Source organism: Chryseobacterium sp. 27AL (assembly GCF_057815395.1).
Genome location: NZ_JBYRIW010000005.1, coordinates 23,349 through 48,641 on the forward strand (window position 1 = coordinate 23,349; position 25,293 = coordinate 48,641).

Annotated in this window: 21 protein-coding genes, 2 tRNA genes and 1 pseudogene; 15 read left to right on the forward strand and 9 right to left on the reverse strand. The window is 36.1% G+C overall.

Annotation, left to right across the window (positions count from 1 at the left end; all coding sequences use genetic code 11):
* Positions 1-5: 5 nt before the first annotated feature.
* Together AC3WV0_RS10145 and AC3WV0_RS10150 are read right to left on the reverse strand one after the other, a co-directional pair.
* Positions 6-1,097, reverse strand: coding sequence for an acyltransferase family protein (locus AC3WV0_RS10145; protein WP_488845975.1), 1,092 nt, complete (start codon positions 1,095-1,097; stop codon positions 6-8).
* 108 nt (positions 1,098-1,205) lie between these two features.
* A complete protein-coding gene (locus AC3WV0_RS10150; RefSeq protein WP_488845976.1) occupies positions 1,206-2,093 on the reverse strand; it encodes a metalloprotease in 888 nt (295 codons plus the stop codon).
* A gap of 181 nt (positions 2,094-2,274) precedes the next feature.
* Between AC3WV0_RS10150 and rplU the strand changes: the two are divergent.
* The 3 genes and pseudogenes from rplU to AC3WV0_RS10165 all read left to right on the forward strand — a co-directional run.
* Positions 2,275-2,637, forward strand: a pseudogene (gene rplU / locus AC3WV0_RS10155) (50S ribosomal protein L21); the annotation flags it as partial.
* Between the two features lie 55 nt (positions 2,638-2,692).
* Complete coding sequence (gene rpmA, locus AC3WV0_RS10160) at positions 2,693-2,950, forward strand: 50S ribosomal protein L27 (RefSeq protein WP_089857756.1); 258 nt, start codon at positions 2,693-2,695, stop codon at positions 2,948-2,950.
* 127 nt (positions 2,951-3,077) lie between these two features.
* Positions 3,078-3,263 carry a bacteriocin-like protein gene (locus AC3WV0_RS10165; RefSeq protein WP_488845977.1) on the forward strand — a complete coding sequence of 62 codons (186 nt, stop codon included), beginning with the start codon at positions 3,078-3,080 and terminating at the stop codon, positions 3,261-3,263.
* A gap of 39 nt (positions 3,264-3,302) precedes the next feature.
* Here AC3WV0_RS10165 and AC3WV0_RS10170 read toward each other — a convergent pair whose 3' ends face one another.
* Both AC3WV0_RS10170 and AC3WV0_RS10175 read right to left on the reverse strand, forming a co-directional pair.
* Positions 3,303-5,831 carry a DUF5686 family protein gene (locus AC3WV0_RS10170; RefSeq protein ID WP_488845978.1) on the reverse strand — a complete coding sequence of 843 codons (2,529 nt, stop codon included), beginning with the start codon at positions 5,829-5,831 and terminating at the stop codon, positions 3,303-3,305.
* 1,432 nt (positions 5,832-7,263) lie between these two features.
* Positions 7,264-7,337 (reverse strand) — tRNA-Asn (locus AC3WV0_RS10175).
* 202 nt (positions 7,338-7,539) lie between these two features.
* Here AC3WV0_RS10175 and AC3WV0_RS10180 point away from each other — a divergent pair.
* Complete coding sequence (locus tag AC3WV0_RS10180) at positions 7,540-8,010, forward strand: hypothetical protein (RefSeq protein WP_488845979.1); 471 nt, start codon at positions 7,540-7,542, stop codon at positions 8,008-8,010.
* Between the two features lie 31 nt (positions 8,011-8,041).
* On the opposite strand, the gene AC3WV0_RS10185 is transcribed toward AC3WV0_RS10180, so the two are convergent.
* From AC3WV0_RS10185 to AC3WV0_RS10195, 3 genes are all read right to left on the reverse strand, one after another.
* Positions 8,042-8,115, reverse strand: a tRNA-Asn gene (locus tag AC3WV0_RS10185).
* Positions 8,116-8,192: 77 nt separating this feature from the next.
* The gene (rseP, locus tag AC3WV0_RS10190) at positions 8,193-9,542 is read right to left on the reverse strand and encodes an RIP metalloprotease RseP (protein ID WP_488845980.1); all 1,350 of its coding nucleotides are present in this window, start codon (positions 9,540-9,542) and stop codon (positions 8,193-8,195) included.
* Positions 9,543-9,646: 104 nt separating this feature from the next.
* On the reverse strand, positions 9,647-10,087 hold the full coding sequence (locus AC3WV0_RS10195) for a DUF6646 family protein (RefSeq protein ID WP_488845981.1): 441 nt from the start codon (positions 10,085-10,087) through the stop codon (positions 9,647-9,649).
* Positions 10,088-10,189: 102 nt separating this feature from the next.
* Here AC3WV0_RS10195 and AC3WV0_RS10200 point away from each other — a divergent pair, with 102 nt between their 5' ends.
* Entirely contained in the window at positions 10,190-10,942 is a 753-nt protein-coding gene (locus AC3WV0_RS10200) for a nitrilase-related carbon-nitrogen hydrolase (RefSeq protein WP_488846111.1), read from the forward strand.
* A gap of 253 nt (positions 10,943-11,195) precedes the next feature.
* Here the strand turns inward: AC3WV0_RS10200 and AC3WV0_RS10205 are convergent, their stop codons facing one another.
* Both AC3WV0_RS10205 and AC3WV0_RS10210 read right to left on the reverse strand, forming a co-directional pair.
* Positions 11,196-11,495, reverse strand: a complete 300-nt coding sequence (locus tag AC3WV0_RS10205) for a thioredoxin family protein (RefSeq protein ID WP_488845982.1) — start codon at positions 11,493-11,495, stop codon at positions 11,196-11,198.
* Between the two features lie 9 nt (positions 11,496-11,504).
* Positions 11,505-12,914, reverse strand: a complete 1,410-nt coding sequence (locus tag AC3WV0_RS10210; protein ID WP_488845983.1) for an MBL fold metallo-hydrolase — start codon at positions 12,912-12,914, stop codon at positions 11,505-11,507.
* 269 nt (positions 12,915-13,183) lie between these two features.
* On the opposite strand from AC3WV0_RS10210, the gene AC3WV0_RS10215 reads away from it, so the two are divergent.
* From AC3WV0_RS10215 to AC3WV0_RS10260, 10 genes are all read left to right on the forward strand, one after another.
* Positions 13,184-14,710 carry a helicase HerA-like domain-containing protein gene (locus AC3WV0_RS10215; RefSeq protein WP_488845984.1) on the forward strand — a complete coding sequence of 509 codons (1,527 nt, stop codon included), beginning with the start codon at positions 13,184-13,186 and terminating at the stop codon, positions 14,708-14,710.
* 196 nt (positions 14,711-14,906) lie between these two features.
* Entirely contained in the window at positions 14,907-16,130 is a 1,224-nt protein-coding gene (locus tag AC3WV0_RS10220; protein ID WP_488845985.1) for a 3'-5' exonuclease, read from the forward strand.
* Positions 16,131-16,472: 342 nt separating this feature from the next.
* Positions 16,473-17,672, forward strand: coding sequence for a diaminopimelate decarboxylase (gene lysA / locus AC3WV0_RS10225; protein WP_488845986.1), 1,200 nt, complete (start codon positions 16,473-16,475; stop codon positions 17,670-17,672).
* Between the two features lie 171 nt (positions 17,673-17,843).
* The gene (locus tag AC3WV0_RS10230; protein WP_488845987.1) at positions 17,844-19,577 is read left to right on the forward strand and encodes a thiamine pyrophosphate-dependent enzyme; all 1,734 of its coding nucleotides are present in this window, start codon (positions 17,844-17,846) and stop codon (positions 19,575-19,577) included.
* A 231-nt stretch (positions 19,578-19,808) separates the two neighbouring features.
* Positions 19,809-21,248, forward strand: a complete 1,440-nt coding sequence (miaB, locus tag AC3WV0_RS10235) for a tRNA (N6-isopentenyl adenosine(37)-C2)-methylthiotransferase MiaB (RefSeq protein WP_488846112.1) — start codon at positions 19,809-19,811, stop codon at positions 21,246-21,248.
* 3 nt (positions 21,249-21,251) lie between these two features.
* Positions 21,252-22,262 (forward strand): PDDEXK nuclease domain-containing protein, encoded by a 1,011-nt coding sequence (locus tag AC3WV0_RS10240; RefSeq protein ID WP_488845988.1) that lies wholly within the window; start codon positions 21,252-21,254, stop codon positions 22,260-22,262.
* Positions 22,246-22,674 (forward strand): hypothetical protein, encoded by a 429-nt coding sequence (locus AC3WV0_RS10245; RefSeq protein WP_488845989.1) that lies wholly within the window; start codon positions 22,246-22,248, stop codon positions 22,672-22,674. The genes AC3WV0_RS10240 and AC3WV0_RS10245 overlap by 17 nt, the downstream gene beginning before the upstream one ends.
* A gap of 83 nt (positions 22,675-22,757) precedes the next feature.
* Positions 22,758-24,053, forward strand: a complete 1,296-nt coding sequence (locus AC3WV0_RS10250) for a sigma-54 interaction domain-containing protein (RefSeq protein WP_488845990.1) — start codon at positions 22,758-22,760, stop codon at positions 24,051-24,053.
* Positions 24,054-24,065: 12 nt separating this feature from the next.
* Positions 24,066-24,758, forward strand: coding sequence for a DUF2189 domain-containing protein (locus tag AC3WV0_RS10255; RefSeq protein ID WP_488845991.1), 693 nt, complete (start codon positions 24,066-24,068; stop codon positions 24,756-24,758).
* The gene (locus AC3WV0_RS10260; protein ID WP_488845992.1) at positions 24,748-25,293 is read left to right on the forward strand and encodes an LptE family protein; all 546 of its coding nucleotides are present in this window, start codon (positions 24,748-24,750) and stop codon (positions 25,291-25,293) included. The genes AC3WV0_RS10255 and AC3WV0_RS10260 overlap by 11 nt, the downstream gene beginning before the upstream one ends.

Genomic DNA, 25,293 nt, shown 5'->3' on the forward strand with positions numbered 1-25,293 from the left:
AACTGCTATTTAATAGCAGTTTTTTTTCGCAATATTTCCAAAATATTCCATCCAATACTGTCTACTTTCTTCAGGATCGCTGAAATTCCAAATGCCAGAAAAACATTAATAATATAAATTAAGATCATTAGGATCCACCAGGACATTTGTTCTTTCAAAGGAACCACCAGAAAATAAACCAGTGAAGAACTTATTCCCTGAGCGAAATAAAAAAATATGGCGTTTTTACCAATATACGTTACAAAGCTTTCTGCCGAAATTTTTAATCGGTTATAAAATACGAACAACGTTACCAGAGAAAACATCGCCCAGATAATGTACGGAATTTTAGGAGGGAATTTATTTCTGTTGATCTTATAAAATATCTCATTTCCATAGTACCAAAACATCCATACCAACGCTGCTGCCACTAAAGCATACAGAACCGGAATAATTTTACCGGGTATTTTTTTTCCTTTCATTCTATTTCCAATCAGAAAGACAGCCAGATAAAATGCAACATAACCTACCTGTCCGTCAGGATATATTTCAGGAAAAATATTAAACAGTAGTGTTAAAGCAACACATAGAGCAATAAACCAGTTGATATGTTTAGGGAAAAATCGTAAAATTAATACTCCGAAAACCGTCAGAATAAAATACACTTTCATATACCAGAAACTTCCCATGACTACAGGAAAAGTATCTGCATTGGTATATTGGTGAAGATACCAGTTGCCTAGATTTTCCCATTGAGGGATTGTTGAAATACTGTTAATTGTATATTTTGATCCGAATGTTGAGTAGAAATTCTTTAGCCATTCCAGAGAGAAAAAATTCAGTCCGAAAATTTTAAAGAAATAATCCATAAAAAACAGAAAGGTCACAAAAATCATATACGTGATCTGCAGCTTCAGTAATCTGTAAAACGTTTTTTCAATATTGGAGCCTGAAGTGATTCCACTTAAAGCATAAAATAGAGCAACATCAAACACCAGAGAGAATACCCTCACTTCTGCCGGAATATAAAATTGTCCGGACCAGAATGCTGTATGGATAAATATAATGGATAATGTGGCAAGTCCTTTTGCAAAATCAATGTAAAGATCTCTTTTCATTTATATATAGATAATGCATCAAAAGTAAATAAACTTTATGAATATTTTTTAAAGAAAAAAGAGACAGGAATTATCCTGCCTCTACGAAAGATATATCGAAAATGAATGTTATTTTAAATCTTTGAATTCTTCTGCTGAAATTTCTCCGGTCTGAATTTTCTTAAGTTCATCAAGATATTGGCTCATGTACGCATCAAGTTCAGGATACTGAGCGTTTTTTGCTGTTTTATAAGTTCCGTTTAAAACACCCTGATAATAATAGAAGAAATTATAATCAAAAGCTGATGCGGTAAGATCATATTGTCCCAGCAGGAAGCCTAAACGAACAGCAGATCTTCTTTGTGGCGGTGTTCCGTGATGTCCGGGACTTGTTGTCTGATAATCTCCGATGCTTTGTGCAAATTCGTAGGCTGCGGCAATCTGACTGAAACTGGTCTGGTTGTAACCGTTTGGCCTTCTCAGATAATATCCTGCAAATCCGTCTGCTTCAAGCTCATTGGGTCTTGCTGTAGATTCACTCACGGAAGGAAGTCCGAAAATATATTGCAGCTGATGACCGTATTCGTGAGCCAGGATCATTGCGTTGACGATATCTCCACCCTTTGACTTGGCATCGTAATAAATAGCATATCCATAATAAATTTTCCCGGTTGAATATGAAATCGCATTATACGTAGAATTGTAATTCGACGGATCATTGACAAATCGAAGCGTTGGGTTACTTCTTCCCCACATGCTTGCAATTTTTGTCATCTGTGAATTCATAAAATTAGTATCCGTAGAATTCTGTAAAGATGTCAGCAGAACAGATGAAGAACTCCAGTACTGATCGACATAATAGCAAACTTTTTCAAGGTCGTTGGGCTGATCGATTTTCTGGCTTTGCGTCTGTTGTTCAGTGGCTACGGGAGTTTCCATTGAATCGTCATTACATGCTGATAAGAGTAGAGCAGCAAATGCTCCCGCGATGATGCGGAAATTAAAGTTTCTTTTCATATAAAATATTTTTGGTGTAAACGAAGTTATTACTTTTAACGGTAATTATTATCACTTTATTGTGATAAATTATTCGAAACATAGTTAAATTTTTAATTAAAAAAAGATTTGGTTGAATTTGAGAAGATTAGAAAATAATTCTTATATTTGCACCTCGAAATAACTAAAAATTTTATAAACAATGTTTGCAATTGTAGAAATAGCAGGGCTTCAATACAAAGTTGAGCAAGACCAGAAGTTGTTTGTAAACCGTTTGTCAGGAGACAAAGGAGGTAAAGTATCTTTTGATAAAGTACTTCTTACTGTAAACGGAGCAATCACTGTAGGCGCCCCAGCTGTAAGCGGAATCACTGTAGAAGCAGAGATCCTAGACCACGTAAAAGCTGATAAAGTAATCGTTTTCAAAAAGAAAAGAAGAAAAGGTTACAAAGTAAAAAATGGTCACAGACAATCATTAACTCAGATTCAGATTACTGGTATTACAGGATTTGAAGGAGCTAAAAAAGCAGAAAAACCTGCTAAGAAAACAACAAAAAAAGCAGATGCTGAAGCTGCTGAAAGTGCAGAATAATTGTTAAACCAAAAAACCTTAAAATAAAATGGCACATAAGAAAGGAGTTGGTAGTTCCAAAAACGGTAGAGAATCTCACTCTAAAAGATTAGGTGTGAAGATTTTCGGTGGTCAAGAGGCTATTGCTGGTAACATCATTGTTAGACAAAGAGGTACTCAACACCACCCAGGTGCAAACGTGGGAATCGGTAAAGATCACACTTTGTTTGCTCTAGTAGACGGTAAAGTAGTTTTCACTAAGAAAGCAAATAATAGATCTTTCGTATCTGTAGAAGCAAACGCATAATTTAAGCGTTTCATAAAATTACAAACCTCGGCAATTTTGCTGAGGTTTTTTTTGTTTTAATCAAATCATAATCAGAAATGAATATATTTCTTATATTTAACATCAAATCAAACAAAATTTAACTGATATGAAAAATTTAAAGAAAGTCAACAGACAGGAGCTAAAAAACGTAATGGGTGGAGCCGCTCCTGATCAGGGATGCTTACCGTGTGATGTGTATTGTAGCATTCCGGAAGGACAGAGACCGCCGTGCAAAATCGTTTACATTGTAGCGCATTGCAACGGGTGTAAAAATTATCCTTCAGAATCTTAAACAATAAAAAATCTCCTTTACGAAGGAGATTTTATTTTTTTAGAACCCAACCTGGAATCCTGCTTTTACGCCGAATGTCGAAATGTTGGGGCGATCAAGGTAATTACCACGCCAGTTGAAGTCGACCCTGAAAATTCTTAGATTTCCAAAACCGATATTTTCGATTCCGAATCCATATTCATAATAAATATGATCACTTGGCGCAGAATATTTAAATCCTTCGACATTAATTGCTTTCGATGCATTGCTTAAAGTTCCGTAAGCCCCTCGGATAAAGGCAATTTCTCTTAATTTTAATTTCTTGATTAATGGGATAAAAGAAAGTATTTTACCATTAAAATGATGTTCAAGATGAAGCGTTGTATAAGTATCGGCAACGAATTCATAATAGTTTAGCTGGGCAAAAGTATTTTGGGCAAGGCTGTACGACTGGTTTCCCGGAATAACATTCTGTAACGCCAAAGGAACAGTGTCAAAGTTTTTCCCTGCCTCAAAGCTGACCAGCGTTTTTCCCCAACTTCCGATTAAAACCGGTTTATAGAAAAGGAACTGGAGTTTGTTATAATTAAAATCCGATCCGAATAATCCTTCAACACCTCGGGTATATTTTAAAACAATTGTTGGAGCTAATGTTCCATGCTCATAGCGGTCGATTCCGGTTTGTGAGAACTTTGCGCCGGGTCTTGCAACTAAGCTTAACGTAAAGTGTGAATCGTTCGTCGTTTTTCTAAGTGCACCATCTTTATAATACATCAGACTGAAACCGTCAGGATTTGCGGATTTGATGCTTTGCATGGTGCCGTCAAGCCTGATCTGAAAGTTTTTCCAAGGTTCTATTGAAGTGAAAACATTGGTTTGATTAACCGAGCTTAAAGATGCATTTTCGCCTCTCGCAAAAATTGTGGATGAAGCAAATGTTCTGGCCATAATGCCATCGTCATTCGTTAGTTGGACACCAAGTTGCAAAATGTCTCTTCTGGTTCCGGCTCCTACGGTAAAACGGTTTACCCTGTTAAACATAAATCTTGCTTCAGCGCCATATTTTACCTGCTGATCTTTAAAGCCATAAGCTGTGTAAAACTGTACTCTCCAAGGATCATTTCGTGTGAAATAAGTTCTGGCACCCAGCCTTATTCTGTCTCCTTCCACTTCGTTTTTACCATAAACAGAGAAAATAGGGCCTATGTCGATGCCTAGTTTTTTTACGTTATAATAACCGGAACCCAACGTTTCATACAACTTTACGATTCTGTTGAATTTCGGGGTTTGCTGAAGCTTATCCAACATGTCATAAATTCCCTGCTCGGTTTTCGATAAAGAATCTGGTCTGGCTTTAAGCCAGTAAGCATCATCTTTGTCTGTGAAACTATCGGAATATTCTTCCTCTTTCCTTTTGAAAATTTTGTCTTCTAAAGGTTTATTAAATTGATATTCAGAATAATCAACTGATCTTTTGGCAACAATACTTTTTGCGGTTTTCTTTTTCGAAAACGGCGTCATTTCAATTTCTGTGACGAATTTTCTGGGTAAAAAAGTATTCTCATCAGGATTATCATATTCCAGTTCTGTAGAAATTCCATTGATGAAATTAACATTGATTTTCTGGGTCGATTTTAAAGTCGCTCCCAGAACCGCATAACTGTCTGTATCAATATAAAGATATCCCTGAAATGCCAGAACTTCCGTTCTTTTAGGCTGATATCTTATTTTAAAAGCATTTTCTCCCCGAATGGATATGGTATCCACCAAATTATAATCATACGTGCTGAAACCTGTTTCCCCTACAGGGCTCGGAAACCCGATGTCAAAATAATTTAAGGTATTGTCGTAAATATTGATATCGCGGTATAGATTTTTAGCGGTAAGCGTTACAATCTGATTATCCTGAAAACCTGATGTCTTTTGTGCTACTAAAAGTCTTTTCGTTCTTTTGGAAGGTCTATTTTCACCATAATTTTCGTAAACGGCTTCATTAAGAAACACAGGAAGCCCGATTTTACCGCTTGCAGTAGAGTCTTTATAATCAAAGATGAATTCCAGCTTATTGAAGATTTTCTTCTTCATGAAAGCGCTGTCCAGATTATTGGCGTCAAACTGTATTTTTTCGTATTCCTTGTAAGTATAGGTGTCGAATTTATCCAGTCCGTTATTTCTTTTTCTTGCCCAGACTTTCTGCATGATCGCATAAGCCGGGTTTTCTTTTTTGTTTTTGTATTTGGGCTTTTCGTTATGGATGACAACTTCCTGAATGTTGCTCACCTTTTCCTGGGAAAGCTTTACAAAAATATTCGTTGCATTTTCAGGAGTTACATTTACGTTTTCTAAAGAATAGTTTTTCCTTAAAAATTTTAATTTGTAAATAATACTGTCAGACTGAACGGCAAAGTTACCAGAAGTTGTTGTCAGTGCAGGCTTATTACTTTCATTGATAAAGATATCGACACCGGTGAGTTCTTTATTTGTTTTGGCGTCTACAATTTTTCCGGATGCAGCGTTTTGAGCGCATACAAAATGTGATAAGAGGACAAAAATAAAAAGAGGATAATATCGCGAGTTGTTAATTAACATTTGTTGTTCTTCAAGCTATTGCATAAACAAAAAGTATGCAGATTTATTGTAAAAGGATTCAATAATATCTAAATTTTTAAATATCTGAATACAAAACTGCAAATGTAGTGAAATAACGCTGTCGCCGGAAGGTGTGGTATGATTATTTTGTAAACTTGTAAAGCAGTCGAAAGTAGTTTCTATCATATATAAAAAAAGACCTACATTTCTGTAAGTCTTTCTGCTCCTCCTGCTGTAAATGTTATGTTCAGTACAGCAATTGCCTTTAGTGGTCTTTATTTAGGAAATATGACTACGCTTTTAAGTCTTTGATTAACTAAATCTTCCTTCCATGTCCGAAGGCTTTTCCATCTACATTTCATTCTTTTACAGCAAAAATTAGGTAAATCAAATCCATTGTGTTTGTAATAAACATCATCGGTTTCAAAAAAAACTTTCAATTTTCCCTTAATCCTTCTAACTCTTGCTGGGTAGATTTTACCCATAATAAAAAATTCCATATTTTAAACTAACAAATTTGATTGTTAGATTACAAACATACAACTGAATATTTTTTTTTGCAGTTTGCTAAGTAAGTATGTAAAAACGTGTAGAAACCGATTTAAAAACCTAATTATAAGAAGCTATGATATTTAGTTCAATCATTTATCTTGTATAGATTCTCTTAATCAAAGTAGTAGTTTAAAATAAGATATTATATGAATGATTTTAATTTTTTGTTAAAGTCTTCTTGGTGTAGTAGATTTGATAGCAATAAAAACTAAATAGTAGGATAACTATTTCCAAAAATAATATTTTGAAGTCATCAAATAGCTTGTTCACAATGTTTTTGGTGCAATGCTATAGTTAATTATAATTGTATGTGCAGGGATAAATGTGGAAAACTTTAGAAATGTTTTTTAACCATTTAGTATTTTGCTATTCCGAATATAATTCTCATTTTTTACCTTTGTTTAATATAAAAGCTAAAGACTTAAACATTGTTACGAAAATGTTTAAGCCTCAAGCACTTAACAATTAATCCTTAATTATGTCACAAAGAAAGCGACGAAAGGAAAAAATTGACAAAAAAATCTTGTTTTATAGCCTTCTATTACGTAATCTAATTTCGATAATAGAGCTATTAAAACATTTTTTTTAGAAATTTCCACCTCCCCCAGAGGTGGTTTTCTTTTTCAAAAATACACTATTCTGTAATATTATAAGAATTTTTCATGTAAAAAAAATATTTTTTTTACGATAGCTTATTTTCTATTAATAAAACTATTAACATTTTTAATTATAGTATGGCTTTCCTGTTGCTAAAAATCTTATTTTTAAATATCAAAAATTATTAAGTAATGATCCGATAAGTTTTAGTAGTTACAATCCATTGTAAAAACTCTTATAGTAATAAAAATAAAAAAGACCTACATTTCTGTAAGTCTTTCTGCTCCTCCTGCTGGGCTCGAACCAGCGACCCTCTGATTAACAGTCAGATGCTCTAACCAACTGAGCTAAGGAGGAATTTCCTATTGTTTTAGTGGTGCAAATATAATATCATTTTCAATACCAAACAAATTTTTGGTTTGAAAATATTTAAATTTTCCCTTTACTAGTGGGGGCTTAAGATTTATTTTATTGTTTTTCAGTATCTTTATTAAATAGTAAAAATAGAATGGTTTTATGATTTATTTAAAAAAATTAAATTTGAATAAAGTTAAATTTTATGAAAGAAGAGACAAATGAAAATCTTGATGAAGAAACAGAAAGATTATTAAAGGAAATTGAACAATCAAGAATAGAACTTGAAGAAACGTTTTTAGATATTGATAAAACAATGGCTTCTTTAGAAAAGAAATCTTATGATGGTGTTCGAGATATTTTTAAATATTTTGATAGGATTAATGATAAGCTTTTCAATTTTAATAACATTCTAATCGCTGGTTTTTTTGCAATAGGTAAACTTAAAGATGATGTTCCAATGTGGATGATTATTTTTCCAATAGTCAATTTAGGTGTTTTTATATTTATTGAATATATGATTATGGAAAAGAGTAGAATGGAAGCTTATATATTGGAAAATTTTAATGAGGAGAGATATCGGAAAAACATCAATAAAACAAATTTATATGTATTAATAGCTATAACTACAACATCAGTTGTTACTTTAGTTTTCCTGTATAATTTATTGAAATAAAAAAAGACCCACATTTCTGTAAGTCTTTTTGCTCCTCCTGCTGGGCTCGAACCAGCGACCCTCTGATTAACAGTCAGATGCTCTAACCAACTGAGCTAAGGAGGAATGTCCTTTGTTTTAAGTGGTGCAAATATAGGACGAATATTTATACCCTGCAAATATTTTTTTAAAATTTTTAAATATTACAGTTTTCCTGCAAAAATCTTGAAAATATCACTTCCGAAAATCAATATCATAAGGCCTAAAAGGAAGATTACACCAATCATCTGGGCATTTTCAAGAACCTTCTGAGGAACCGGTTTTCCAACAATCATCTCATATAATGTGAAAATCACATGGCCACCATCTAATCCCGGGATAGGAATTAAATTCAGGAAAGCAAGCCATACGGAGAACATCGCTGTAAAGCTCCAGAAAGCCGTCCAGTTGATGGAAATGTCACCATTCGCATCTTTATCGACAGGCATGTTTTTAACGATTGCGATCGGTCCGCCTACATTTTTATATCCCTGAATTTTAGAATTAAACATGATCTTAAACTGCTTCACCTGCATCGTAAGCGCTTCAATAGATCTTTCAAAACCTCTTGGGATAGATTCTCCAAAAGAATATTTTTTATCGGTCACGACATTCGCCAATGCTTTTTGATCAACGGCAACACCTAATTTCCCATTTTTGTCAACTGACGCAGAAACTGTTTCTGGCTTCCCGTTTCTTATCACATCAATAGCAACGGTTTTTCCTTTGTTTTCCAATAAAGCAGAACTTACTTCATCGAAGAAAGGCGTTTGCTTGCCATTAACAGCAATTACTTTATCACCTTTAACCAAACCGGATGCTTTTGCGGCAGGGCTTGCCAAAGAGTCAATAATCATCGGGAATCGTGGTGTGATATACAGTTTTGCTTCTTTTTGCTTTAGTACATCTGCCACTCCGTCTTTATTGATAGGGAAAGTAATTTCCTTGCCATTTCTAAGTACCGTTACGTTGTCTCCTAAAAGGATATTGATAGATGCGTTTTCTAATCTTTCCGCTGGTTTTCCGTCGATGTTTACAATTTTATCTCCATTTTGGAATCCCATTTTTTTACCGGCTTCCGTTACGCCAATACCGCTCGAAAACTTATTAAGGTCTGCGTAGGTTTCTCCATTGAAAAAAGAAAGACAAGAATAAATTAACCAAGCTAAGAAGAAGTTTACCGTAACTCCTCCCAACATGATGATCAGTCTCTGCCATGCTGGTTTTGCCCTGAATTCCCAGGGCTGTGCAGGCTGTTTCAACTGCTCCGTATCCATGCTTTCGTCTACCATTCCGGCAATTTTCACATAACCTCCGAAAGGAAGCCACCCGATTCCGTATTCGGTTTCACCAATTTTTTTCTTTACTAAAGAAAACCATGGATCGAAGAACAGGTAGAATTTTTCAACTTTGGTTTTGAACCATTTTGCGGGTAAGAAATGCCCGAGTTCGTGAAGAATGACCAGGATAGAAATGCTCAATATAAATTGAAACAGTTTGATTGCTATTTCCATTAATGCTTTTGTATGTTAATTTGCAAAGGTAAGAATTCTCAAAACTATGCCAAATAAAAAAGCCTCCCGAAACGAGAAGCTTTGTCATATAATGTGATGATTTATTACAAATTAATAGAAACTCCGAGACTGCCATTGTTGCCGACTTCCGCAAAAACTCCGATTCTTTCTGAGAAAAAGTATCTTGCACCGATGTGAGCGCCAAGACCGAAATCTTTCCCGACAACCCCTACGTCAACGCCAGGATAGATGTCAAGTTTTTCAGGAAGCTGTAATGCGTCTTTTAAGTGAAAATTCAATCTTCCGAAAACAAAAACGCGGTTGTCATCGTCATTGTCTTTATAATTGCTGAAATAGGCATTCAGTCCGGCCCCTACTGAAATCAGTCTATTCAGTCCATAATCATAAGTTCCTGTAATTCCGGTTCCGTATCCCCAGGCGCTCAAACCGGCATTGATTTTCTGGTCACCTTTTCCGGTCCAGGCTTGTGCGCTGGCTGTTGCTCCTGCAAAAATCAGCATCAGCATAAAAACCAATTTCTTCATAATGTATTCTTTTATGTTATTATTTAAAAAAATTATCTGCAACAAAGATAGAACTGAAATCATCTGAAAATCGTATTTTTAATGAAGTTTTTAACAAAGTTTATGAAAATCACAGGACTTAATTTAGATATCAGCTGGAAAAACAAAGAGCAGAATTTTCAACAAATTGAAAAAGAATTACAAAATCAGCAGGCAGACATCTTTCTTCTGCCCGAAATGTTTTCGACAGGTTTTTGTATGGACGCGGCAGAAGTTTCAGATAAAAACCAGGAATCATTGGAATTTTTAAAAAAATTGGCAAAAGAAAAAGACGCAGTGTTCTGCGGAAGTGCTCCGGTAGAAGAAAATGGAAAATTTTATAACAGAATGTATTTTGTTCATCCCGATACAAAAGTTGATTTCTACGATAAACGACATTTATTTTCATTTTCCGGTGAGGATAAAGTGTACACGCCGGGAAAAGAAAGAGTGATTGTACATTATAAAGAATTCCGGATTTTGCTGCAGGTATGTTATGATCTCCGGTTTCCGGTATTTGCCAGAAATAACGATGATTATGATGCTATTTTATATGTGGCCAACTGGCCCGAGAAAAGGGTTGAAGCATGGGAGCATCTTCTGAAGGCGCGGGCGATTGAGAATTTATCCTTTGTTTTCGGACTCAACAGAATCGGAACGGATGGAAATAATCTTTTCTACAAGGAAAGTTCCCATTGCTTTTTTGCCGATGGAAAAGAGATTTCAGAAAAACAAGGAAATATTGTTAGTGCGGAATTAAATTTAGAAGAGTTGAAAGATTTCAGAAATCACTTTCAGTTTTTAAATGACCGGGATTCTTTTTCAATTGAGTTATAGGGAATGAGGTTAAGGCTAAGGTTCAGACTAGGAGGCTGTTTAAAATTTTATAACGCAAAGTTTTAATTCAACTTTACATATTATTTTAGAAAGCAAACGCAAATGAAATTTGCTTCGCGAAGCTCACCTAAATGATTAAGTCTTCAAATAAAATCTTTGTGTCAAAAAAATGAATGATGATTTGTGAGGTTTAATAAAATTTAAACAGGCTCTGAGATTTCTCAACCTTGATCTTAACCTTAACCTTACTTCATTAAGCATATTGTTGTAAAAGCTGCGTCAGTGTATTAACATCGTGTACGCCGCTTTCTTTCCACAACATTTCTCCTTTTTTGAATATTGCTAATGTTGGAACGCCCCGCACGCCATACTGTGACGCTAATGCCGGATATTGGTCGACATCTACTTTGATGATTCTTGCGCCTTCACCTACATTTTCTTTTACGGTATTGAGGACCGAAGACTGTACTTTGCAAGGCTGGCACCATGTTGCAAAAAAGTCGATCAATACAGGTCTTTCAGAGTCTATAATTTCCTGGAATTTTTGTGACATAGCTTATATTTAGATAGTTTTTGACTGGCAGACAAAATCCGAAGTAGGAATCTTTTCTGTTTTTTTAATGCCGTTAAAGCCTCCTTCAATCTCAGTGAAATTTCTGATTCCGTGAGAATTAAGAATGCTTGCGGCGATCATGCTTCTGTATCCGCCTGCGCAATGCAGGAAAAAGTGCTCAGAATCATCAATGGTATTTACCCAATCGCTGATTATATCTAAAGGCCTGTTGTAAGCATTGTCAATATGTTCTGCAGAATATTCGGAAATCTTACGCACATCGATTACTTTAGATTTTTCTGTAAACTGTTCTGCGAATTCTGCAGGGGATATTCTTTTTACTTCGTCGGTTTCTTTACCGCTGTTTTTCCAGGCTGCAAATCCTCCTTTCAGATATCCTACCACATTATCAAACCCGACTCTGCTTAATCTGGTAATCGCTTCTTCTTCCGTACCTTCTTCAACAACCAATAATAAAGGATGTTTTACATCGACGATTAATGCACCTACCCACGGCGCAAAATCGCCTTTCAATCCGATGTTTACAGAATTCGGAATAAATCCTTTGTGGAATTCTGCAGGACTTCTTGTGTCTAAAATTAAGGCGCCGGTTTCTTCCGCATAATTTTCAAAATCCTCAACAGCAATTGCTGTCAGGCCTTTATCCATAACGGCATCAAGACTTTCGTAGCCACCTTTGTTCATGGCTACATTCATCCCGAAATATTTAGGTGGCGCGGTCAGTCCGTCAAGAACTTCTTTTACAAACGATTCCTTATCCGGCTGATTGAGCGCATAATTTGTTTTTTTCTGGTTTCCTAAAATATCCACTGTTTCTTTCTGCATATTTTTTCCGCACGCAGAGCCGGCTCCATGTGCCGGATAAACAGTAATGCTGTCGTCAAGCGGAATAATTTTATTCTGCAGGCTGTCATATAAAATTCCTGCAAGATCTTCCTGGGTCAGATTAGTAGCTTTTTGCGCAAGGTCAGGTCTTCCAACATCTCCTAAAAATAAGGTGTCACCGGTGAAAATAGCTGTTTCCACACCGTTTTCGTCGATAAGAAGATAAGTTGTGCTTTCCATCGTATGACCGGGCGTATGAAGAGCTTTTATTTTCACTTTTCCTAACTCAAAAATCTGATTGTCTTCTGCGATAATGGCGTCAAATTCAGGTTGTGCTGTAGGGCCATAAACGATTGGTGCTCCTGTTTTCTTACTCAGATCCAGGTGTCCCGAAACAAAATCTGCATGGAAATGCGTTTCAAAAATATATTTTAATGTTACGTTGTCTTTTTCCAGACGGTCGAGATAAGGTTTAACCTCTCTTAAAGGATCAATAATTGCTGCTTCATTTTCAGATACGATATAGTATGCGCCCTGAGCAAGACATCCTGTATATATTTGTTCGACTTTCATTAGGTGGTTCGTGACTTTTTTAATGTTTAAGATGTACAAAAATCGTGTTTATTTTTTTAATAAATGCTAAATTAAAAAATCGATAACAATAGAATAAATCTATAAAGTCTGTCTTTTTTTTATCCCAGCCTTTCAAATACACTTTGATATAGATTAGAAAATTGAGGTACTAAGTTAGCTATAAATGTTAATATCTGGAATTTAAATTAATCAGGATAAAAGTGAGGCTCTCATGTTTCTAAAAATTTTATATTTATGTAAAAAATCAAATGGCAGATAAGGCACAATTTATTAATGAACTGAATGCAAAATATACTCCAAAAGGAGAACATATTATTCTGGGAAAAGGGATGCTGGATGGGGAAGTTGTTCCGGAAGTAAATGTTACAATTCCTTTAAAAACCATAAATCGTCACGGGCTCATTGCCGGAGCTACAGGAACGGGAAAAACCAAGACCCTACAGGTATTTGCTGAGCAGCTTTCCCACGCAGGAATTCCATCTCTGGTGCTTGATATCAAAGGAGATTTCTCGGGAATTGCAGAAGCAGGGCAAGAAAATCCTGCTATCCGGGAACGATATGCAAAGACGCAGCTGCCTTATAATCCACAACCTTTTCCTGTAGAGCTAATGACGATTTCAGGAGAACGAGGAGTGAAATTAAGGGCCACGGTTACGGAATTCGGACCTGTTTTATTAAGTAAAATTTTACAGCTGAATGATATGCAGCAGAGCATTATGGCTATTGTTTTCAAATACTGTGATGACAAAGGATTGCCTTTAATTGATTTAAATGATCTCAAAAAAGTTCTTCAGTACGTTACGGAAAATCCTCAGGGCAAAGCTGAACTTTCTGCGGATTACGGATCGATAGCCTCTTCTTCATTAGGGGCAATTCTGAGGTCAATTGTTGCTTTGGAACAGCAGGGAGCGGCAAAATTTTTCGGAGAGTTAAGTTTTGATGTTCATGATTTGCTGCAGACAAGAGATGGAAAAGGAGTTGTCAATATTTTAAGAGTAGCCGATATTCAAAGCAAGCCGCAGTTGTTTTCTACGTTTATGCTTTCTCTTTTTGCGGAAATTTACATGACTTTTCCTGAAGAAGGAGACAGTGGCAAACCGAAACTGGTTCTCTTTATTGATGAGGCACATTTGATTTTTGATGAATCTTCCAAAGCATTGGTTTCCCAAATCGAAACAATGGTGAAGCTTATCCGCTCAAAAGGAGTGGGAATCTACTTTATTACTCAAATTCCGGGAGATGTTCCTGAAGCTGTTCTTTCTCAGTTGGGATTAAAAATTCAGCATGCACTGAGAGGCTTTACGGCAAAAGATAAAAAAGAAATTTCTAAAGCGGTGGAGAATTATCCTACAACAGCATTTTATGACGCTCCAACATTAATTCAGAATCTTGGAATCGGAGAGGCTTTTGTAACCGCTCTTGACGAAAAGGGAATTCCTACCCCTTTGGTACATACATTTCTGATTTCCCCGGAATCAAGAATGGATGTTCTCAACGACGCAGAGATTTCCGAGTTGACCGGCAAATCTGCTTTAGTGGCTAAATACGAGAAAGTTGTTGACAACGAATCAGCATATGAAATTTTAGTAAGAAGAATGGAGCAGGCTGCCAGCGAAGCGCCTTCAAATCAGAAAACGAAACCTGTAAAAGAAGAACCCGGAATGTTTGAAAAAGTTCTGCAGAGCAAAGCGGGACGAACGTTTACAAGCACATTGATGCGGGAAGGTGCAAAAGCAATACTCGGCATGCTGGGCTTGGGTGGCAGAAGGAGATGATTCGATTAGCATAAGATATTATAGACAGATTCAAACTGAATTTGTTAAGATTGATATAATTTTTCCTAATTTAGCAGGATTGTCAGAGGCAAAAATTACACATGTTATGGCATAGATCATGTTATAAATTTTAACATTAAAGTACAGTCCGTACGTGATATTAGTAGATTAATCTAAAGAAAGTTGTAAAAATTTAATGTATTCAATTATTGATATAGAAAGCAATGGTGCAGGTTACAGAAAAGAATGCATTATAGATATTGCTGTTTACAGGTACGACGGGCAGAAAATTACGGACCAGTTTATTTCTCTTGTAAATCCTGAAAGTGATATCACGCCTTTTGTACAGAAGCTTACCGGTATTACTCCCAACATGGTAAAAACGGCTCCGAAATTCCATGAGATCGCACGCAGAATTGTGGAAATCACGGCCAATACCACTTTAGTAGGACATAATATCGATTTTGATTACAGAATGCTTCGTCAGTCTTTTCAAAGACTGGGTTATGATTTTAAAATCAATACATTAGATACCATTCCGCTTGCTAAAAAGCTGATTCCTGATGAGGTAAGCTACTCACTCGGGAAACTGGTGAAATCTCTAGGAATTCCCCTTACCAATCATCACAGGGCAGACGGTGATGCACAGGCGACATTAGAGTTATTTAAACTTTTAGTTTCAAAAGATACTGAAAACGAGATCATCCAAAAGCAACACGAAGAGTCTAATGCTAAAACCTATATCAATAAGATCAAGGAACTTACGCAGGATCTCCCGAATGAAAAAGGATTTGTTTATTTCCAGAATGAGGAAGGAAAAATTATTTTTTCGGATCATGTTCAGGATGTTAATAAATTTTCGAAAAAAGTATTCAATTCCAAATCTAAAAAATGGGAAGCCATTCAACAGGCTGTCGAGCAGATCAATTATGAGCTTACCGGGACCGATATTATTGCAAAGCTGATCCAGAATTCAAAAGGAATTAAAAAAAGAGAAATCCTTCCTTTCGGCCTTTATTACAGGAACAATAATTATCTTGTCGAGAAAAATAGACTAAATAAAACCGAAAAGCCTATCCTTAAATTCAGGTCATTTACACAAGGCTCAAAAGCGGTTCAGTTTATCAGGAAAATAGATGACTATTCTGATATTGAGTTTTTTAAAAGGAAAATTGAATTCAGAAAGCGAAACGAATTGTGGTTAGGACAAGGCAGAAAACTGGGAGAAAAGCTTTTTCTCATTATTGAAAATGGCAAAGTGATTTCTTATGGATTTTATGAGCTATTTACCCAGATCCAGACCATGAGTAAAATATCAAAATTGAAAATTGACCTTCAGTATCAATCCGGTGATTTGGTGAATGAACTGCAGCTGGCAATTATTCGCGGAGATTTTGAAACCTTACCGCTGCCTAAATAGTTTTTTTATCACAACTTATTTAAGGAAAAATCATTTTTGGAAATTGGACTTTCTATTATAACAAAAGGGATAAGAGGTTGTTCCTCTCAAAAAATTTGATCTAGGATGGACCACCCATTTTGTATTATTGTATTTTTAATGATTATAATTTTAGTCTTTTTAATATCAATATCGTCTGGTAAGTAAGTGAAATAAACTTTTGTTGGCCTGTTTAAAAGTTTTTTATTCTTTAAAATTAAAAATAAAAGAATAATGTTCTATGTATTTGATTTTAAATGATAAAGAATTTCTTATTACCTTTGTATCCTCTTAATAATATAAAAGAAGTTTACTTAATTAATTATGAATTCAAAAGAATTACTGAAGATTGCCAATGAGTTTGGTACGCCGGTGTATGTTTACGATGCTGAATCCATTAAGACTCAATATGAAAAACTTACATCTTCTTTTCTTAAACACACAAAGTTCTTCTATGCTGCGAAGGCGTTGACAAACATCAACATCCTCAAGTATGTCAAGAACCTGGGTGCTTCTTTGGATTGCGTGTCGATTAATGAAGTAAAGCTGGGACTTAAAGCAGGATTTCCGAAGGAAAAGATATTATTCACGCCAAATTGTGTGGATCTTGCAGAAATTGAAGAGGCCATGACCTTCGGCGTGCACATTAATATTGATAATATTTCCATTCTTGAGCAGTTTGGGAATAAATACGGAAACACGTATCCTATTTTAGTAAGAATCAATCCGCATATTTTTGCGGGCGGTAACTATAAAATTTCTACGGGGCATATCGATAGCAAATTCGGGATCTCCATTCATCAGGTTCGCCATATCGAAAGGGTGATGAAATCTACCAACCTTAATGTTGAAGGGCTGCATATGCACACCGGAAGTGAAATCAAAGATCCGGATGTATTCCTTCAGGCTTTGGATATCATGCTGGAATTGTCCGAACATTTCCCCAATTTAAAATACCTTGACATGGGAAGTGGATTTAAAATTCCTTATCAGGATACCGAAGAGGAAACGGATGTAAAAACCTTAGGGAAAAAAGTAGAAAAAGTAATCTCCGAGTTTTCAAAATCCACAGGAAAGAAGTTCGAATTGTGGTTTGAACCAGGGAAATTCCTTGTCGGGAAAAGCGGGTATTTATTAGTTAAGGCTAATGTGATCAAGCATACGACAGCAACGGTTTTTGTAGGAGTAAATTCAGGATTCAATCACCTGATCCGTCCGATGTTTTACGATTCTTATCACGTTATTGAAAATTTATCCAATCCTAAAGGTGCAGAGAGAATTTATACCGTAGTCGGAAATATTTGTGAAACTGATACTTTTGCCTGGGACAGAAAATTGAATGAAGTAAGAGAAGGAGATATTTTGGCATTCCATAATGCAGGCGCTTACGGTTTTGAGATGAGTTCTAATTTTAATTCAAGGCTCAAACCGGCGGAAGTTTTGTTTTTAGACGGAAAAGCACACCTGATCAGAAAAAGAGATGAATTTGAAGATCTTCTGAGAAATCAGATTGAAATAATTTAATAGATATTGGCTCCACAGAAATTGTGGAGTTTTTATTTTAAATTTTATAAAAACCCCTTACTTCGGATTCCGATAATTCTTACATTTGTTAGTGGCATAATCTTTACAGAGATAAACTGTTGATCCATTCCAGTTCATTCACAAAAAATAAACACCAAAAAAATATTAATTATGGCTAAAAACATAGCAGAGCAAATAGTAGAAATGCTCGAAAATGCGAATGTGAAAAGAATCTACGCAGTTACCGGCGACAGTCTTAATCACCTGAATATTGCCGTTAAAAAAAGCAGTATTGAATGGATTCACGTAAGACATGAAGAAGCAGGAGCTTATGCCGCCGCCGCGGAGGCTGAGCTGGATGGTTTTGCGGTATGTGCCGGAAGTTGTGGCCCAGGTCACGTACACCTCATCAATGGTGTGTATGAAGCGCACCGTTCTCATGTTCCGATGTTGGTCATTGCTTCTACTATTCCGAGCGAGGAAATGGGAATGGATTACTTTCAGGAAACAAATACCATCAAACTTTTTGACGATTGCAGTTACTATAATCAGATGATAACCAGACCGGAACAGGTGCAACGTGCCGTTCAGACGGCCATTCAGCATGCGATTTCTAAAAAAGGAGTTGCCGTAATCGGTCTTCCGGGGGACGTTTCAGAACTGGATGCAGAAGAGGCAGTGACTTCCAATAAAATTTTCAAAACCAATCCTATTATTCGCCCTTCTGATGAAGAGTTGGGGCAATTGGCAGGGTTAATCAATGAAAGCAAAAAAGTAACAATCTATTGCGGAATCGGCGCGGAAAATGCCAATGCGGAAGTAGTAGAGTTGTCTAAATATTTAAAGGCTCCTGTAGGATATTCATTCCGTGGAAAAATGGCTATTCAGCCGAATAATCCTAATGAAGTGGGTCTTACTGGTCTTTTGGGGCTTCCTTCTGCGTATCACGCGATGCATGAGGCGGATCTTTTAATTATGCTGGGAACAGATTTTCCGTATGAGAAATTTATGCCCGTAAAAAATAAGATTGTTCAGATTGATGAAAGTCCTGAAAGGCTGGGGCGAAGAGCTAAGCTTGAATTGGGGCTTGCAGGACATGTCAAAGAAACGATCAAAGCTTTATTACCTTTATTAAAAGAAAAGACAGATACAAATTTTCTGAAACAGCAACTGGAATTCTATGAAAAGGTTAAAGAAAATCAATTAACCTACGTAAAAGATCCCGGAACGGAAAATGGCATTCAGCCGGAATTTGTTACCCATACTTTAGATAAATTAGCCGCAAAAGATGCTGTTTTTACGGTAGATACGGGAATGTGCTGCGTGTGGGGCGCAAGATATATTACGGGGACAGGAGCAAGAAAAATGTTGGGTTCCTTTAATCATGGGTCTATGGCTAATGCAATGCCAATGGCCATCGGAGCTTCTTTGGCTTACCCGGGAAGACAGGTGATCGCCATGTGCGGTGACGGAGGTCTTTCCATGCTATTGGGAGATATGGCTACCATATTTCAGTATAAGCTTCCTGTTAAGCTCATTGTTTTTAACAACCGTTCTTTGGGAATGGTAAAACTCGAAATGGAAGTTGGTGGTATGCCGGATAACGAAACAGATATGGTAAATCCGGATTTTGCAATGGTTGCCCACGCGATGGGATATCCCGGTAAAAACGTTCATAAACCTGAAGAAGTAGAGTCTGCTATTAAAGAATGTCTTGATTATAACGGTCCTTACCTGCTGAATATTTTTACCAATCCTAATGCTTTGGCATTGCCTCCGAAGATTGAATTTGATCAGGTACTAGGAATGACTAAGTCAATGACTCAGTTGATGCTTGGCGGGAAAATGGAAGAAGCGCTGGATACGGTGAAAAGTAATTTCAAGCATATTAAAGATCTCTTATAATTTTTAATCATAGTTAAATGCACTAAAGTTTTTGATTTTTTTGAAAACTAATTATTATACTTGGGAGTTCTACATTTTGGATCTCCCATTTTTATTAAAATGCTTTGTTTAATTAAATTACTGTCCTGACATTCTGTCACAATATTTTGTATCTTTGCAAATTAATTCAAGTTTAAAGTTTATGGTCGGAAAACTTTAAACTTTACATATTTGAACTTTAAACAGATTATCGTGCAGGAAAAATATATAGACGAAACAAAACAGGGAGAAGCATTTGCAATTGCTGAAAAAGACGGAAACTCAAAGAAATTATTTCTTGAGAGCTATGGATGTCAGATGAATTTCTCTGACTCTGAGATTGTTGCATCTATTCTTAATGAGCAGGGATATAATACCACGCTTAAAGCAGAAGAAGCTGATTTGATTCTTCTCAATACATGCTCCATTCGTGAAAAGGCCGAACAGACCGTAAGGATGCGCCTTTCCCAATTCAAAAATCTTAAAAAAGAAAAGCCTAATATGACCGTTGGTGTTTTGGGCTGTATGGCCGAAAGGCTGAAAACAAAATTCCTGGAAGAAGAACAATTGGTTGACCTTGTTGTTGGCCCCGATGCTTACAGGGATTTACCCAATCTTTTAAAAGAAACTGAAGACGGTAGAGATGCGATCAACGTTATTCTATCCAAAGAGGAAACATATGCGGATATCAATCCTGTTCGTCTGGGTGGAAACGGTGTTACGGCATTTGTTACCATTACCAGAGGTTGCGACAATATGTGTACTTTCTGTGTGGTTCCTTTTACAAGAGGAAGAGAAAGAAGCCGCGATCCGCATTCAATTTTGGATGAATGTAAAAGCCTTTGGGAAAGTGGATATAAAGAAATAACACTTTTGGGACAGAATGTAGACTCGTATTTGTGGTACGGAGGTGGTCCTAAGAAAGATTTTGCCAAAGCATCCGAAATGCAGAAAGCAACGGCCGTTAATTTTGCGCAACTTCTTGATTTAGTAGCTAAAGCAGTGCCTCAGATGCGAATCAGATTTTCGACTTCCAATCCTCAGGATATGAGTCTGGATGTATTCAGGATGATGGCAAAACATGATAATATCTGCAAGTATGTTCATTTACCGGTTCAGAGCGGAAGCAATAATATGCTGGAAGCCATGAACAGACAACATACCCGCGAAGAATATTTAGATTTAATTAAAAAAGCAAAAGAAATTGTTCCTGAAGTAGCATTTTCCCAGGATATGATTGTTGGTTTCTGCAATGAAACTGAAGAAGATCACCAGGATACATTAAGCCTGATGAGAGAAGTAGAGTATGACTACGGCTATATGTTTGCTTACTCGGAAAGACCGGGAACTCCGGCTCATAAGAAAATGGAAGACAACATTCCGGCTGATGTTAAGCAAAGACGTCTGGCTGAGGTGATTGCTTTGCAGGGAGAATTGTCCAGAAAAAGAATGAAATCTTACGTTGGAAGAGTTCATCAGATTTTAATAGAAGGAATTTCCAAGAAGAACGAAAACCAATGGAAAGGAAGAAATTCCCAGAATGCCGTTTGTGTCTTTGATAAACTGGAAGGACAGAAAATTGGTGACATTGTGGACGTTTTTGTTTTTGATAATACCCAAGGCACACTTTTAGGGGAAACTGTTTCAAAATAAATTATGACCGTGGATTTAACGAATAAACAGCTTGTACAAAATATTTCTGCATTGCTTGAAAATGCCAGGAATAAAGTTGTTGTTGCCGTTAATCAAACCATTGTTCTTACTTATTACGAAATCGGAAGAATGATTGTAGAAGATGAGCAGAACGGAGAAAACCGTGCAGAGTACGGCAAGGCTGTTCTTAAAGATTTATCTTTACATCTTACTGAAAAATTCGGTAAAGGGTTTTCACAAAGGAATTTAGAGCAGATGAGACAGTTTTACTTGTCTTATTCAATTCCGCAGACACTGTCTGCGAAATTCAATCTTTCATGGTCACATTATCTTAAATTAATGAGAATCAAAGATAGTAATGAAAGAAAATTCTACGAAATAGAAAGCTATAAAAATAACTGGAGCTTACGCGAACTGCAAAGACAATATGATTCTGCTTTATATACGAGACTGTCTTTAAGTAAAAATAAAGAAGAAATTCTTCAGCTTGCAGAAAAAGGTCAGATCATAGAAAAACCAAAAGATCTTATCAAAGATCCTTATGTGCTTGAATTCTTAGGTTTATCCGAAAAAGCAACCTATTCCGAAGGAGATCTGGAATCTCAATTAATTGACAAATTAGAACATTTTCTTTTAGAATTGGGAAATGGTTTTACCTTTGTCGGTAGACAACAAAGAATTACTTTTGAAGAGAAGCATTTTTATATAGATCTGGTATTTTATAACAGGATCCTGAAATGCTTTGTGCTAATTGATTTAAAAATTGGCGAGCTGAAACATCAGGATATCGGACAGATGCAGATGTATGTGAATTACTTCGATAGAGAAAAGCGTCTTGAAGGAGAAAACAAAACCATAGGAATTGTTCTTTGTCAGGACAAAAGTGAAGCATTGGTTCAGTACACTTTGCCTGAAGATAACGAACAAATTTTTGCGAGTAAATATTTTACGGTGTTACCAAGTAAACAAGATTTTATTAACATTTTAAACTCAGACAATGGAAAAACTTCATAAATATTGCCTAAGTGTATTGTTGGTAATAATCTGCAGTAACATTTCCGCGCAGATCAGTAATGGTTCTGTGGAAAATGATGATTGTAAGCAATTATACAGGCTTTACCATCAGATTTTAAATCAGAAACATGAATTTTCCGGAGGATTTTGTATCAATAAAAGGTCGGTCCGGAACTTTGCAATGGGCCATAAAGAAAATGCCATTGACCTGATTGGAAGCGGATTTCCTGAGCATGAAAACATTTGTTTCAAAAGCAAATTCGGAGGAGATTTTGTTGATAATCATCAAAAACACTCCCTGCTTCTTTACAATTACGAAAAAAACAGTAAAGCAAATCTCTTTGCTGGAATTTTATATTTTAAAGCTAAAGTTTCGAAAGTCAGAAATAAAGATTATTTACATTTAAGTTGATTTAATTTCAGAATTCAAATCATTTAAACATTAATCATTTACAGTAAAAACATAAAACTGTAGATCAAAAAATAATCTAATTTATGAGTAACGAGTTACAAAATATAAAAAACCGTTTCGGTATTATCGGAAACTTTCCGGCGTTAAACCGTGCATTGGAAAAAGCTATTCAGGTTGCACCGACAGATATTTCTGTTCTTGTCATTGGGGAAAGTGGTGTAGGGAAAGAGTTTATTCCTAAAATTATCCATTCAGAGTCTAAAAGAAAACATCAGCCTTACATCGTCGTCAACTGCGGAGCTATCCCGGAAGGGACTATTGATTCCGAATTATTCGGGCACGAAAAAGGAGCCTTTACCGGTGCTACCGCTACCAGAAAAGGATATTTTGAAGTCGCTGACGGTGGAACAATTTTCCTTGATGAGGTCGGTGAATTACCTTTACAAACGCAGGTTCGCCTATTAAGAGTGCTGGAAAGCGGCGAATTTATGAAAGTTGGTTCTTCGCAGGTTCAGAAAACAAATGTAAGAATTGTTGCGGCTACCAATGTGAATATGATGAAGGCTATTCAGGACGGTAGATTCCGGGAAGATCTTTACTATCGTTTAAATACCGTACAGATTGACATGCCTCCCTTGAGAGAAAGGAAAGGTGATATTCATTTGTTATTCAGGAAGTTTGCTATCGATTTTGCCGAAAAATACAGAATGCCGGAACTCAAGCTTGAGCCGGGTGCGGTACATTATATCGAAAATTATAGTTTTCCAGGAAATGTGCGTCAGCTGAGAAATCTTGTGGAGCAAATGACCGTTGTAGAAAGAAACAGACATGTCACCGTTGAAAAACTGGCAGAATACATCCCAATGGAGTCTCATCTTCCGATGGTTGTCAATACACCTAATTCCCAAAAACAAAGTGATTTCGGAAGTGAAAGAGAAATCATGTACAAAATTCTATTTGACATGAGAAGCGATATTAATGATTTAAAATCCTTAACTTCGGAATTGATAAAAAACCGCGGAACTTCGGATCTGAGCAGCCATGAGAAAAATTTGATTAACAGAATTTATACTCCTGAAAGTCAACAGAATGTAGCGCCAAATTCATTGCTGTATTTTGAAAATAACAGCAACAATAATAATTCTGCGATTCAGAATCCGACAATTATTTCAGAGCCTGAAAATAGCTATGAAGATATCGAGGATATTGAAATTGAAGAGCACAGACCGGAATCTTTATCTTTGCAGAATAATGAAAAGGATTTGATTATCAAAGCTTTGGAGAAGCATAAAGGAAGAAGGAATAAAGCGGCCGATGAACTGGGAATTTCACAAAGAACATTATACAGAAAAATAAAACAATATAATTTAGAAGAATAAAATTAATTAATCATGATGAAAATCAATCCAAAACCGGTCAATTTTAAAATGGGAGATTACATAAGTAATGGCTATGAATTTCTGAAGGGAAATTTCGGAGATATTTTAGTGGCTTTTTTACTGTGTATAATAATGTCTATCATTCCTTTCTGCGGTTTGTTGGCTATAGGCAATTTCTACAGATATTGCAGGGATATGAGGGCCGGAAAGCAGGTAAGCGCGGGTGATATTTTCAATTTTGATAATTTTTTGCCGTATTTTATCATGCAGTTGATTTTTCTGGCAGGATTTGTAATATTATACATCCCGATGTTTATATTCATTCCGATTATGTCCGGCAATGGCGACCCTTCACCAGTGATGGGAATATTGTATGTACTCTATATGATTTTCTTATATATTGTAGTCATTATAGTTGCACTTAAAGCTTTTTATATGGTTGCTTTAATATCGTTGGGAGGAATTACAGATGTGAAAACAGCATGGAATATATCTGTCACAATGGGTAAAGGTAATCTTTTATCCATGTTTTTATTTGCTCTGGTCATCGGTATTCTGGGTTATCTTGGGGTTCTTGCATGTGTGATCGGATTGATTTTTACCATGCCTTTTGTATATACGGCACAATATTTCGCTTTAGAAGACGGTTTAAAGCAGGTTACTTATGACGAAATTCAGGAAATTGGAATTAAAGATGATTTTTAAAATTAAAAAAAATAAAATTAAACAGCCAAAATTGTGGCTTTTACTTCTGTGTCTGGGAATTCTCAATTCCTGCTACAGTTTCTCGGGCTCATCTCTCAAGGATGAAAAAACGATCCAGATCAATGAATTCCCGAATAATGCTCCTTTGGTAAACCCTACCTTGTCGCAGCAGTTTTCTACGGATATTCAGAACCGGTTTCTCCAGAGAACAACTTTAAAAGGAACTAAAGAAAATCCAGATATTCTGGTAGAAGGTGAAATTACGGATTATTCCATTACACCTACGACGATCAGTTCTACTACAGTGCCTGCTACAGGGGGAACGGTGCAGGAATCTCAGAATAAACTTACCATCACGGTGAAAGTGCATTATGAGAATAAGCTTCATCCTGAATTAAGTTTCGACAGAACCTACTCTGATGAAGCGGTTTTCAACAGTAATTTGTCACAGTCTGATATCGAGAGCTCTCAGGTAAAAATTGCGACAGACAGGATTATTAATAAGATATTTAACGATATTGTAGCGAATTGGTAA